This window comes from Sphingomonas pruni NBRC 15498 (assembly GCF_001598455.1).
Lineage (GTDB): Bacteria > Pseudomonadota > Alphaproteobacteria > Sphingomonadales > Sphingomonadaceae > Sphingomonas > Sphingomonas pruni.
The window spans coordinates 1-12,540 of sequence record NZ_BCYZ01000104.1; the positions used below are offsets into that span (position 1 = coordinate 1).

Consider the following 12,540-nt stretch of genomic DNA (forward strand, 5'->3'; position numbering starts at 1 on the left):
TTTGCGGTTGCCCGGGCGCGTCCGCTGGTCTGCGTCGCGGCCCTTGCGCGTAGCGCCGCTACGCGCTGCACACCGCTCCTTGCCAGCGAACACGCCCGCGCAATCACGGCGGGTCAAACCCACGTTATCGCGCTCTAGCCCTCACCCTCCAGCGCGCGCTGCATATATATCGTATCCAATATCCGACCGAATTTGCGGCCGACGCCGACCATCCTGCCGGCATGGACGAAGCCGCATTTTGCGTGAAGCGCGACGGAGGCGGGCTCGCTGCCGCCGATAACCGCGATCATCTGGCGAAATCCGGCCTGGTGTGCCGCCTCGACAAGCGCCGGCAGCAAGTGCGAACCTATCCCCCGGCCGAGCTGGTCGGGCGCGAGATAGATGCTATTCTCGCACGTCTCGGCATAGGCTGGGCGGTCGCGGAACTGAGTAGCATAGGCATAGCCCGTCACGGCGCCGTCGCGCTCGGCGACCAGGAACGGCCATCCGCGCGCGGTGATCGCGGCGATCTTCTCCCGCCAGGCCGCGGCATCGGGCGGATCGATGTCGAACGTCGCGGTCCCGTTCAACACATGATGCGCGTAGATTGTCGCGATCGCCGTGGCGTCGTCAGGCTTGACGGGGCGGATGGATGGATCGGTCATGACCGTAAATTCGCAAGCCGTCGCCTGGGACGCAACCGCCGATATCGTCTTGGTCGCGGCCGGTTCGGGCGTCAGCATCACGCCGTGCGCGATGCGGCACAGCAACATTGAACCTGGTGACCCCTACGGGACTCGAACCCGTGTTTTCGCCGTGAGAGAATCGTTTTCGGATGATAGTGGACGTGGGTGGACATAAATAAAATCAATAAGTTAAACCTATATTGCGCTTCCTCGTCCGCGCATGTCCGGCTATTTCTATGGACCATGTTTTGACGATGGACAGGTCATGGCCCGCGTTTCCGCCGATCTACGATTACAGGACAGAAGCGCGCGCGCGCGGCTTGCGCGGCGCCAGAACCCCTATTGGCGCATGGTCTGCGAAGGCCAGCATTTGGGCTATTACAAGGGCGCGAGAGGCGGCACCTGGGTGGCGCGCTATCGTCCGCCCGGTACCAGCGGCAACGGCTCCAAAGTCTCGCTCGGTGCCGCCGACGATGTCGGCGATGCCAATGGCGACACCATCCTCAGCTGGCGCCAGGCGCTCGACAAGGCGACCCGCTGGTTCGAACTGAAGGACAAAGGCAGCACCGAGAGCGCCCTCAATCCCGATATCACCGTCGGCGAGGCGATCGAAAACTACATCGCTATGCGCAACGCCAGGCGTGTCGGCCAGGCGGGGCGCGAGGTGCTCTCCGATGCCGTGAGCAATCTCAAGCGCAACGTTCTCGCCGACAGCCGCCTGGCGCGCCTGCCGCTGGCCAGGCTTGCCGAAGCCGACCTCAAGGCCTGGCAGGAACGCACGCTGCGCAGGCGTGCGACCATCCAGCGCGTCGTCAACGACCTCAAGGCCGCACTCAATCGTGCTTGGGCGGAGCATCGCCGCGCTTTGCCTGGCGATCTCCCGATAGTCATCCGGCAGGGCCTCACGATCGAGGCTCCGGGCACACGCCGCGCCCAAGCGCGCGAGAACCAGGTCCTGACCGACGACCAGATCCGGCGCGTCGTTGCAGCGGCGCTCAAGCTCGATGACGATTTCGGGCGCATGGTGGTGATGCTTGCCGCAACCGGCGCACGGTTCGCGCAAGTGCGACGCATGCGGGTGGCCGACGTGCAACCGGAACAGCACCGGGTGATGGTACCGGAGTCGTATAAAGGGAGAAGGGACGCTGCTGGCTATGTCCGGGTGCAGGTCGGCAATGACACACTTGCGATCCTGGCACCGGCGATCGAGGGGCGGCCCGCGACGGCGCCGCTGCTCGAGCGTTGGCGCCACGTCCAGGTAAAAACGTCCGAGCGCCGAAATGCCACCCAGGTCTGGGAGCGCGGCGAGCGCGGCCCCTGGGCAACGGCGTCCGAGATGGCGCGATCATGGTCGCAAGCCTGCCGGGACGCGGGACTGCCGCCGACCACGATACCTTATGCGCTCCGGCATTCCTCGATCGTGCGAGGTTTGCGCGTGGGGCTCCCGATCCGCCTCGTCGCCGCGCTTCACGACACATCGGTCGCGATGATCGAGCGGCACTATTCACGCTGGATAACCGAGGGTCTCGACGAACTCGCGGCGCGCGCTGTCGTGCCGTTAGTAGCCAAAGGCGCGTGACGGCGGAGGATTTGAGAAGTCCAGGTTAGCCGCCATGGCTGACCGCTAAGGCCGCCAACGGCGATAGGACTCCACCATTTGTGCGGACCCGGGGAGGGGGGGCTCCCGCCGCGCACCATGCCTGAGGCCGCTTCGCCGGAATCGGTGCCGAGGTGAGTGGCAAACGTGCCTCCGAACGCACCGGGCCTTCGACGCGACCGAGCCGAGCCCGACCGACACTGTCGCGCGGTCGGCAATGCCACGCACAAAGCTTGCCGAATGGGCGGAATCAGTGGCTCGGAAGCGCGCTGATGCCACGCCGGCGCGGGACACCAGCTGCCCGTGGCTACACGTCCGCACCAGGCCAAGGCGAGGGGGCAGGAGGCGAAGCAACTATCGTCGGCCCGGCGGACGCGCCTCCCGCTCCCCGAGCATTGTCAGCGATCGGCGGTCAACGCGCTAACACGAGCGGCGCGAACGGACAGGCGAACCCTTGGCTGTCAGTTCGAGGTCGCGCCGGACTTGATCGCGGATGAAGGGTCGAGGCTATGCTTGGCAAGGAAGTCATTGAGCGCAACCACAAGGTTTTGGGCGCCCTGCACCGGCATTAACACGCGCCCCACAACAACGCGGTTCAAGGTTGGGCCCTCCGAATATTCAGGCCGCGCGGATTCGAGCGTGATGACTATGTTCCCGTTCAATAGAAAGAACCCCGCCGCCTTGGCAGCAAAGACTTCCGGGGCGAGTGGGTTGGGCAGCAACGGTATTTTCTGGTCACTGGTGTTCGCCATTTCGACTCCTCGTGTGATGATGGCGCGTTGTGGCGAGCGCGGGGCAGAAAAGTCCACAACGCACCGCCCGGCATGAGGAAGTCGCTCGCGGTGCGCTATTGTCGGCTGCCGCGATTCATCCGGATGGGCTGTTCAGGCGTGGCTTTGGGCAAAACGAAGCATATTTTATGAGCACATTGTGGTAGCCGGATCGTGTTGTCTCTGCGCGGCAAGCTTTCGCCAAACCAAGAGCGTTGGCAGCGGGGCAACCCGCGTTCGGCCCGGATCGGCCTTCGCCCAGACCTGTTTCGCGACGCCGGAAAAGTGTCGAAGGATCTGCGTGCCGATATGCGGTGAGATGCTGAATGAAGAGCTCAGATGGCGGCGGGCGGAGGCGGCCTCGGGCGTTTGCTGGCGGCCAGCTGCCGCCGCTCTTTTTTCCGACCTGAACGCGCTAAAGGCATGACGATACACCGGGCTGCTGCTGGCGATTATCGCTGGTCGCGACCAGCCACGTCGGTTACGTTGCTGGAACAAGGTCTTGCGAAGACGCTGCGCGAGGTGGCCCAGATTCCCGACCGCTGCCCGCCGTGTCGAAGGTCGATAAGGGGGTTTGAACATGCCAGACAACAATCCGGGCGCCGATGTCGATGTCACCAAGGCCTGGCGCGCGTCGCAGGGCCAGCAATCCGCCGCCATACGCCTTCGCCTGTTCGCCGCGCTCGCCTGGGTCGTTGCCATCGGCACGGAGATCGCCGGCATCGTCATGCTCAAGCAGCACAGGTTTGACCATGGCAACCTTGCACTGCTGATCGGCCTTCTGGTGGTGATCGCAGTGTTCGCGATTGCCGGCAGCCTGATGTGGAAAGCGGCCAACAAGCAGGATCCGGCCACTAGAGCGGACGCATTCCGGTTCTTCGTCCAGAACCAGCTCGGCGCGATCATTACGGTGATCGCCTTTCTCCCGCTGATTGCCCTGATCTTCCTGGACAAGGACATGGATCCTAAGAACAAGAAGATCGCCGGCGGTATCGGGGTCGTTCTGGCGCTGCTCGCCACCGTGATCGGCGTGGATTTCAAGCCGCCGTCGACCGAGCAATATACCCAGGACATGAACAAGTGCGCGGCCCAGATCAAAGCCGGTGAGCCCACCACGGCCTGTTCGCCCGAGGTCGCCGATCAGGCGAAGGATATCGCCAGGGACTCGAGCACGGTGGCCGAGGCGACGAAGGACGCCGCCCACCCGGCAGGCCAGGACATGGTCTATTGGATCGCGCCGGAGAACGGCGCCAAGAAGTCGGCGACGCCGCACGTCTTCCACTTGTGTCAGGGCGTGAGTCCGCTGCGCGGCAAGACGGTGAAGAGCGGCTCGGTGACCGAAGCCTATGCCGAGAACGCCACCCGCATCACCAAGCAGATCCCGATGGAACAGAAACAATGCGGGATCGCTGCCGCGAAATAGCGGACCGGCGTCGAGGGCAGCCCGGTTTCCATACGATAACCGGGCCACCCTTCGTATCGAGAGATTTGCCGCGGATTAGACGAGCCTGATCGTGAACTCGACCTCGTCGCTGAACGGCATCGACATATAGCCGTTGGCGATCGTGCCGACCCTGTCGAGATATTCAGGGCAATAGTCCGCATTGTCGGCGATCAGGATCGCACCGGGCCGCAACCGGCTCTCCACCCGATCGAGGATATCCGGATAGAGCGCCTTGGCCCCGTCCAGCAGCACGAGGTCGATCGTCTCGGGCAGGTCGACGGCCAGCGTTTCCAGCGCATCGCCTTCGCGGAACTCGACCAGGTCGGCGAGCCCCGCCTCGACAAGATTGGCCTTTGCCGTCGCCAGCTTGCCGGGCTCGAACTCGCTCGTGATCAGCCGTCCGCCACCGTTGTCGCGCAGCGCCGACGCCAGGTGGATCGTCGACAGACCGAACGACGTGCCGAACTCGACGATCGAACGGGCATTGGTCGCGCGTGCCAGCATGTAGAGCAGCCCGCCGACCTCGCGCGACACCGGCAATGCGAAGTCGCTGAGCTTGGCATAGAAATCGCGATAATCGGTCTTGCTGCGCATCATTCGACCACGATCTTCACTGGTCACACCGGCAAAGGCCGGGCTTTGGGCCGGCGGGTTGGCGTCAGCGGCCGCGAACAGGCGCGCGAGAAGGGACGCCACTGGGGCGCTCGAAAGCGTGGTCATTTGGGTTTCTCCTGGTGCGAACGAAGCTGTCCGAGCAGGGCTTGCCTGCCGAGCCGGAAAATACGACGAGTTCGTCAGCTTTGACTATTCGCATTGGCAGGAAGCACGCATGACGACCGACCGCGGCACCGCTGTCTCCTCGCGCAAACAGCCTCAGCAGGCACGCTCGAACCAGTTGGTCGGGGCCGTGCTCGACGCGGCTGTTCAGGTTTTGATGAAGGAAGGTGCGCAGCGTTTCACCACCGCCCGAGTCGCGGAGCGCGCGGGCGTGAGCGTCGGCTCGCTCTACCAATACTTCCCCAACAAGGCCTCGATATTGTTCCGTCTGCAGAGCGACGAGTGGCAGCGAACCTCGGCGCTGCTGCGCGACATCCTCGAGGATAAGGCTACCCTGCCGCACGCGCGACTACGTCGGCTGGTCCATGCCTTCATCCAGTCGGAATGCGAGGAAGCAGCGATCCGCACCGCCTTAAGCGACGCGGCACCGCTGTACCGCGATGCGCCGGAAGCGATCGAAGCGAAGAAGGAAAACGCCCATATCTTTCGGACGTTCCTGCGGGAGGCGCTGCCCGACGTGCCCGATGACAAGAGGATGCTTGCCGGGGATCTGATCAAGATGACGTTGAGCGGCGTGGGCAGCAGCTTTTCCGAAACGCCGCGGACGGAGGCGGAGATCGTCCTCTGGTCGGAAGCGCTGGCCGACATGCTATGCGCCTATCTCGACCGACTGACGCAGGCGTCGGTGCCGGATTCCCAGCATATCAGTGCCGGTCCCGCCGCATAGCGCCAGCACCTGATGTCATGATCGACCGGGTTGCGACGCTCCCGCCCGGTCTCAGTGTGAGCTGCTGCTCGCCACCGTCTGGCCCAGCAGGAGCGGAAAGACCGCCTCCAGCGGCTTGGTGTCGGGCAGGATATAGACATAGCCGCCCTTCTTCCGGAACAGGGGCTGCACGCTCTTGCTGTAAAAGGCCGAGGGCACGTTGATACACCCGAACGTGATGCGGTTGTCGTCCGACGTCGGCGACAGCATCCGCTGGCGGCGGCGTTCCTTCGGATTGTACCCCGTAGGGATCGGGTGGAGCGCGACCGACGTGGCGTAGTCGACCCACAATACCTTCTGCCGGCCGGCGGCCAGTCCGTATCTGGCCAGGAAACGCCCCGCCGGGGTCGTCTTTTCCGCCGGGCCGATCTCGGCGAGGTTCTTGCTGCCGATGCCCGGCGTCGCCTCGTCGCCGACGGCGACTCCGATCAGCACGGGCGCATTGCCGATGGGCTTGCCGTTGGCGTCGAACAGGAACGCCGCGGCATTGTTCTTGTCGATGACGATAAAAGGCAGCGAACCATGGTCGTCCGACGCAGCGACCCAGTCGACGACCCGCGTCACTGCTGCCGATTGGGGCAGTTCGACTTTCGCCGCCTTATTGGCTCGCGGCGCCGGCTTGGTTGCCGACGGCCGAGCGTGCTTTGCTAACGGCGCGGAGGCAGGGACGGTGAGCGCAAGACCGGCGAGCGCCAGCGCGATATCGATCATTGTTGCAGGCACTCGACACGAAACGGGCGCCGCCCCAAAGAATGGGGCGACGCTCGATATTGCGACCCGATCGGAACCCGACCGATCAGCACGGGGCCGATCGGTGCAAGCGACGGTATGGCGTCAATTGCGCGGCCGCTTCTTCTGGCTCTGCGCCATCCGTTGTTCGATGCCATCGACCCGGGCGTTGAGCTGGTCGATACGCTGACCATTGTTCTGCGCCTGGCCGGACGCGGCCTGCGCCTGCGACAATGCCGACTTCGCCGTGCCGTCGGTTTCGTTCAATTTCGCCTCGAGCGCGTCTACGCGCTGGCTGACCGGAGCGATCTGCTCCCGCACATAACTCTTGGTGGCACAGCCGCCCAACCCCATCGCCCCTAGCAAAATCACGGCCGCGGGGATCATTTTCGTTACAGACGCCGACATAACACACTCTTCCCAATGGTTGACGAGCGTAACGACCCAAGCCGAGCATGGTTGCTCCAACAATCCAGATTCTGCCCGGCTGTGCGTCTGGCGAGACGAGCGGATGCGCACCGATTGCGACGCGTCAGGTGACGGCAGGTGCAGTGAACGCGTTCAAGTCCGCAAGTCCGAGGCGGCGTTCGATATCGGCGACTTTGTCGATGGCGATGTCGAAGCCGTCGCCGCCGAAGGTGCGCCGTTCGATATCTTCGAATTGGTCCCCGAGGTCGTCATAGCCTTTGGCACCGACCGCTTTTTTGAACGCGGGAAACACGATCGTATCCTCGCGCGCCGCGTGCGGTTCGTACATACGCGCGAAGGCGGTCAGCGTTTGCGCCAGCGCCCGCGCGTCCCCGGTGCCGATGCGGCCCGATTTCGTCCGGTCGAGGATATAGGCAGTGATTTCGCGCCCGCGCGCATGCTGTGCGAGCAAGGCGTCGACCAGCCCGGCCGCCTCGCCGCCGGCCTTGCGCACGATCGGGAAGATATGCTGCTCCTCGAGCATCTGCTCATGATAGCGTTCGCCGAACGTTTGGAACAATGTCGTGGCGGCTGCGAGAGCCGCGGCGTCGACGGCACCGGGATTCGCCACGAGCTTCGGCGCAACCTCCCGATAGATGACCAGGATCCGGCGGAGCACGCCGTGTTCGCGCATGAGATCCTCATTCGCGGTAACCGCGTCCTCGTCGCCCTCGCTCTTTTTCGCACCATCGGCGTCGTTCTTCGCGCACCCGGCTACAAGCAATCCTATGCCCGCGAGCGAGGCCAGTGCCGTGCGCCGATCCTTCTCCATCATTGCCGTCATCCTTCGCCTGAATCGCCGTCGAGCCAGGAACGCGGGAGCGAACTTTCCGATGCCGGCACAGAAAACAAAGTAATAGGTCGATCCGGCTGACCAGCCTGGCAATGGTTTCATAGCCCGGCTGCACCGAGGCGTCATCTCGGTCCGGCCGACGATTGCGTGCGGTCCTTCGAGGCGCCGGTAGAGCGCTTCCCGCCGACGCCCACCACTTTCGTTGCCGATTTGAAGGCGATCTGCGCCCACCGCTCCAAACCATTCGATCGGGTCATGTATCGCCAGGAAAAGCGGAACCGCCGCCACAACAGAAACGTTGCGCACCCGTATTGTCACCATAACAACGGGAGTGGATTAACATGGGTAAAGGTATTCTGCTGTGGCTGTTGGGCATTCCTCTGCCCATCATCATCCTGCTCCTCTTGCTCTGGCATTGATCATGGCGACGAATATTCCCCCATCGGTCGATCCAGACCTTTATCCGTCGGGGATCGCCGGCGGATCGAGCGCTTCGGCCGTGTCATGGTCGGCGATTTTCGCGGGCACCATTGCCGCGGTGGCGTTGACGCTGATCCTGGTGGCCATCGGCTCGGCGTTAGGCTTCGCGTCGGTATCGCCATGGCCAGGCGTCGGCGCCGCCCCCACAACCTTCACGATCGCCGCCGGCGTGTGGCTGATCGTCACGCAATGGCTGTCATCCGCGGTCGGCGGCTATCTCGCCGGGCGGCTGCGCGTACGGTGGCACGGGCTGCACACAGACGAGGTGTTCTTTCGCGACACCGCCCACGGTCTGCTGACCTGGGCCACGGCAACGGTGCTGATAGCAATGGTCGCGGTGGCCGCTTCGGCCTTGTCCAATATCGCGGCGGCACCGGTCGACGTCGACATGAGCAAGGACGCGATCGACGCCGCGCGCAAGGCAGCGATGTCGGTCGCCGGGTTTACCGGGCTGTCGCTGCTGGTCGGGGCATTTATCGGCGCGGTCGCCGGTGCGATCGGCGGCAGGCTGCGCGACATGCATCCCTGATCCCTTCGCACGCTGAAACTACCGGGGGATGGCTCGTGACGGCCATCCCCTTTTTGCTGCGCGCAGCTGAGACTCGTCAGCGCATCGTGACTCGATCGAGTCGCAGCCACGACGCCATTTCGCCGAGCGCCGCGCGCAATCTTTCCTCGCTATCCCGCGGCACGTCGGGTTCGAAATGCGCTTTCGCCAGCAACGTCCCGTGCTGCCGATCCGCCTTTAGATCGACCCGCGCGACCAGTCGCTCGTCCATCAGGAACGGCAGTACGTAATAGCCATGAACCCGGCTCACCGCCGGTGTGTAGATCTCGATACGATAGCGCAGGCCGAATAGTCGCTCGGTACGGTCGCGATGCCAGATCAGAGGGTCGAACGGCGCGAGCAGCGCGCTGGCTGCAATGCGCCGCGGGATGCGCGCGTCGCGATACAGGAAAGCGGGCTGGCTCCACCCTTCGACGCGGACTGGGCGCAGGGCGCCCGCGTCGACCAGGTCGCCGATCGCATTGTCCTTCTCTACCGGCTTGAGCCGAAAGTAATCGCGCAGTTCGGCTGCGGTCGCGACACCCAGCGCGCGCGCCGCGCGTTCGATGAGTTGGCGCCGGGCATCGCGCTCGTCGGGCGCCGGCCGCGCGAGGATTTTCGCGGGAATGACGCGTTCGGTCAGGTCATAGACGCGCTCGAAGCTCCGCCGGCGGGTCGCGGTGGTGACATGGCCGGCATAGAATAGCCATTCGAGTGCGCGTTTGGTGTCGCCCCATTCCCACCATCCCGACCGGCTTTTGCCGTGCGGAAAGTCGGACGCGGCGAGCGGTCCCTCCGCCGCGATCCTGGCGAGGATGGCCTCGGCCTGCGGACGCTGCTCGGTCGCGAAGCGGCGTAGCGCGACATAGCCCGCCTCGCCGCGATCCGCGCGCGCCATGCGCCAGCGCATCAACGGAAACAGGTCGAGCGGAAGTAGCGACGCTTCGTGCGCCCAATATTCGAACAATCGGCGGTCGCGCTTGCCGCCCCACGCCGCCGTGTCGAGCAGGTCGCGATCATAGCGGCCCAGGCGCGAGAAGGCCGGCAGATAATGCGCCCGGGCGACCACATTGACGCTGTCGATCTGGTGAAGGCTCAGCCGGTCGATCAGGCGCCCGAGTTGCACGCGGCCGACCGGCGCACCGCCCCGCGCGCCAAAGCCTTGAGCAGCCAGTACGATGCGGCGGGCCTGTGCGAGGGAAATGTCGGGCATGAGATATTAATGCCCGACCGCCGCAATGCCGCGCGCGATCGACCGTACCGGCATTCGCGTCAATGCTCGTCGACCGGTGGGATGTCCGATCCCTGGACGTCGAACAGTCCCGTCACCCCGCCGTTCGCGGCGAAAATGGCCAGGGCGATGACTGCGACCAGCGCGACCGACGCGATGACGATCTTGCGCCGCCTGATCCTTGCCGAATGCGATCGACGCCGCCCCCGTGTTCTGCCTCCCATCGGATTGTGCTCTCCCCTGACGATCGATGTCGTGCCGGACATCTTCATCGCGACAACCGGCCCGATGATCAATCACTTGATCGCTTGGTCCTGTTCACGAGGCAGTGATCGTCGAGAGGGCAGGGCGCTCGCACCCGCAGCCATGCGCGTTGCGGCACGGCGCTACCGTTGCCCCAGGAGAGCCGTTTCGCGGTCTTGGCACGGACGCTTTGCCAGCATGGCCGCGCTTTCTCGAACCGGGATGCGCGAGCGCCTTACGTCAGGATGGGCGGCGAAGGAGGGAGCGCCCTCCGCCGCCCGAACCGAGTTTATTTCTTGGCGTCGTCCATGGCGTCGGCCTTGTTCTCGCCGGCGGCGCGGATCGCATCCGCCTTGTTGTTCATCGCGTCCGCCTTGTTGTCCATCGTCGCCTGAACGTTGTCGGCAATGTTGCCGCCTTCGTCGCGCATGGCATCGGCGTTGGCGTCGATCGCGTCCGCGGTGTTGTCGGCGGCGGCCTGGACGTTGTCGGCAGCGTCGGTCTTGTGGCCACAGGCGCCGAGCGGCAGCAGCGCCACGGCTGCGGCGGCAACGAGGAACTTCTTGGTCATGCACATCCCCTATCGGAATAGTTTCTGAACCGACCGCACGCCGACGTTCCGTTGGAACAACGATCAGCAGCCGATCGGGGTCCAAACACACAGGGCGTCAGCAAGTTGCATCATCCGTCGATTTTTTCGGCCGCGATCGCCGCTATTTGGCCTGATCCGGCGGCATATCGTGGCCCTTCCACCCATTTCCATCCGTTTCTAGTTCTGCGATTCGATCGAGCCGCGCAGTCATTCGGAAAATTTGCGCACGCAACGACATAGTCCGCCCGAAGATTTCGGCGGAGGCGGTTCGGAAGCCGTCAAATTGAGCAAATGTACGGCGCCACAGCACGAGTAAAAGCCGCTTCTGCCGTTTTTCTCCTGGGCAACCTGCGCCACCAGCCAAGGAAAAATGTAATGCCCGGCGGAAGCGTCCCGCCGGGCATTCCCGAAGGCTGGCGTTTATGATCCGCCGCTGGCAGCGTTCGGGCGCGCCAGCGCGGGCGCTCTCACGTCGATGAACCCGGCGCACCGCGTCGGTATCGCGGCGATCCGGACCTTCCTCAGCCTATATCGCGCGGCGGCCCTGGATCAGGCGGACCACCACCACCACCAGCGCGATTACCAGCAGCAGGTGGATGAGACTGCCGACGTGGAGCACGGTGAAGCCGAGCAGCCAGAGCACCAGCAGGATGACGACGATTGTCCAGAGCATTTCTTATCCTTCCTGTTTCAACCGGGCGGAAAGGCTCGTACCCGACCGTCCTGCCCCGCAGGTGAAAGACGTTCGTTACGGCTTGCGGTTCCATTTAGGCGGCCGAACGGGCGAACACGGGCATGAGCCCGTCCAAATGGCGCATCTTCCGGCAGAGCCCTGCGCCTGCCCGGGCTCGCCCGGCTCAATCACCTTGACGCCACTCGGCAACACCCCTAGAGGCGCCGCTTCGCGTCACCGCCGGCCCCTTCGTCTAGCGGTCTAGGACGTCGCCCTCTCACGGCGAAAACACGGGTTCGAGTCCCGTAGGGGTCACCAGCGATTTCAATGGCTTAGCTGGATTGCGGGCGGATCAAAACAAGAACATCGTCAACGCATTGTCCATGGATGCGCCGGGTAGTGCCTGGATGCCGCTGAACGAATTTGTCGATCAATGGCCGGGGAGCCGTCAGGCGGCTCGCTTTGCTGGCGCGCGCGCAAGGGGCGGATGGCGTCGCTTCGGCTGGTGCATCTTCCCAGTAGTTGGAACGTGGAGTGACAGGCTCACGGCGTCGCCGGCCGAGCCGGAACGCTCTGCGCCGTTCTCGATGGCGCACGTCCGACACATCTGTGAGAGTCAAGCGGCCTGAACTGGATTGTGCCCGGCGCCAACCCCTAGCCCGGCACCGGCGAAGCGTTCCGGATCAGCTGATAGCCAGCACTGAACGGCCAGGCAGCGCAAGGACCCGAAACGCAGCGAGGCGGGAGCGGGGGGGGGGGGGGGGG

General features: G+C 64.4%; 14 protein-coding genes and 1 tRNA gene. 5 read left to right on the plus strand and 10 right to left on the minus strand.

Annotated features, from left to right (window positions below):
* Positions 1-134: 134 nt before the first annotated feature.
* The gene (locus SPR01S_RS19705) at positions 135-644 is read right to left on the minus strand and encodes a GNAT family N-acetyltransferase (RefSeq protein WP_066593146.1); all 510 of its coding nucleotides are present in this window, start codon (positions 642-644) and stop codon (positions 135-137) included.
* Positions 645-930: 286 nt separating this feature from the next.
* Here SPR01S_RS19705 and SPR01S_RS19710 point away from each other — a divergent pair, with 286 nt between their 5' ends.
* Positions 931-2,244: a tyrosine-type recombinase/integrase gene (locus SPR01S_RS19710; protein WP_066593155.1), complete on the plus strand. Its 1,314-nt coding sequence runs from the start codon at positions 931-933 to the stop codon at positions 2,242-2,244.
* Positions 2,245-2,723: 479 nt separating this feature from the next.
* Here SPR01S_RS19710 and SPR01S_RS19715 read toward each other — a convergent pair whose 3' ends face one another.
* Positions 2,724-3,014, minus strand: a complete 291-nt coding sequence (locus SPR01S_RS19715) for a hypothetical protein (protein WP_066593076.1) — start codon at positions 3,012-3,014, stop codon at positions 2,724-2,726.
* Between the two features lie 598 nt (positions 3,015-3,612).
* Here SPR01S_RS19715 and SPR01S_RS19720 point away from each other — a divergent pair.
* A complete protein-coding gene (locus SPR01S_RS19720; RefSeq protein ID WP_066593080.1) occupies positions 3,613-4,455 on the plus strand; it encodes a DUF485 domain-containing protein in 843 nt (280 codons plus the stop codon).
* Between the two features lie 75 nt (positions 4,456-4,530).
* Here the strand turns inward: SPR01S_RS19720 and SPR01S_RS19725 are convergent, their stop codons facing one another.
* Positions 4,531-5,196: an O-methyltransferase gene (locus SPR01S_RS19725; RefSeq protein ID WP_066593082.1), complete on the minus strand. Its 666-nt coding sequence runs from the start codon at positions 5,194-5,196 to the stop codon at positions 4,531-4,533.
* On the opposite strand from SPR01S_RS19725, the gene SPR01S_RS19730 reads away from it, so the two are divergent.
* Positions 5,189-5,980 (plus strand): TetR/AcrR family transcriptional regulator, encoded by a 792-nt coding sequence (locus SPR01S_RS19730; RefSeq protein ID WP_245662132.1) that lies wholly within the window; start codon positions 5,189-5,191, stop codon positions 5,978-5,980. The two genes, SPR01S_RS19725 and SPR01S_RS19730, sit on opposite strands and share 8 nt — an antisense overlap.
* A gap of 51 nt (positions 5,981-6,031) precedes the next feature.
* Here the strand turns inward: SPR01S_RS19730 and SPR01S_RS19735 are convergent, their stop codons facing one another.
* From SPR01S_RS19735 to SPR01S_RS19745, 3 genes are all read right to left on the minus strand, one after another.
* Positions 6,032-6,730, minus strand: a complete 699-nt coding sequence (locus tag SPR01S_RS19735) for a hypothetical protein (protein WP_066593094.1) — start codon at positions 6,728-6,730, stop codon at positions 6,032-6,034.
* Between the two features lie 123 nt (positions 6,731-6,853).
* Entirely contained in the window at positions 6,854-7,156 is a 303-nt protein-coding gene (locus SPR01S_RS19740; protein ID WP_066593103.1) for a hypothetical protein, read from the minus strand.
* A gap of 124 nt (positions 7,157-7,280) precedes the next feature.
* On the minus strand, positions 7,281-8,315 hold the full coding sequence (locus SPR01S_RS19745; RefSeq protein ID WP_218016784.1) for a hemerythrin domain-containing protein: 1,035 nt from the start codon (positions 8,313-8,315) through the stop codon (positions 7,281-7,283).
* Positions 8,316-8,430: 115 nt separating this feature from the next.
* Here SPR01S_RS19745 and SPR01S_RS19750 point away from each other — a divergent pair, with 115 nt between their 5' ends.
* The gene (locus SPR01S_RS19750) at positions 8,431-9,018 is read left to right on the plus strand and encodes a hypothetical protein (protein ID WP_066593108.1); all 588 of its coding nucleotides are present in this window, start codon (positions 8,431-8,433) and stop codon (positions 9,016-9,018) included.
* Between the two features lie 76 nt (positions 9,019-9,094).
* Here SPR01S_RS19750 and SPR01S_RS19755 read toward each other — a convergent pair whose 3' ends face one another.
* The 4 genes from SPR01S_RS19755 to SPR01S_RS21760 form a co-directional block, all read right to left on the minus strand.
* On the minus strand, positions 9,095-10,249 hold the full coding sequence (locus tag SPR01S_RS19755; RefSeq protein WP_066593111.1) for a winged helix-turn-helix domain-containing protein: 1,155 nt from the start codon (positions 10,247-10,249) through the stop codon (positions 9,095-9,097).
* A gap of 59 nt (positions 10,250-10,308) precedes the next feature.
* Positions 10,309-10,563 carry a hypothetical protein gene (locus tag SPR01S_RS19760; protein ID WP_169803474.1) on the minus strand — a complete coding sequence of 85 codons (255 nt, stop codon included), beginning with the start codon at positions 10,561-10,563 and terminating at the stop codon, positions 10,309-10,311.
* 236 nt (positions 10,564-10,799) lie between these two features.
* On the minus strand, positions 10,800-11,081 hold the full coding sequence (locus tag SPR01S_RS19765; protein WP_066593128.1) for a hypothetical protein: 282 nt from the start codon (positions 11,079-11,081) through the stop codon (positions 10,800-10,802).
* Between the two features lie 547 nt (positions 11,082-11,628).
* A complete protein-coding gene (locus tag SPR01S_RS21760; RefSeq protein WP_157082372.1) occupies positions 11,629-11,775 on the minus strand; it encodes a lmo0937 family membrane protein in 147 nt (48 codons plus the stop codon).
* Between the two features lie 242 nt (positions 11,776-12,017).
* Between SPR01S_RS21760 and SPR01S_RS19770 the strand changes: the two genes are divergently transcribed.
* A tRNA-Glu gene (locus tag SPR01S_RS19770) sits at positions 12,018-12,093 on the plus strand.
* Positions 12,094-12,540: the final 447 nt, after the last annotated feature.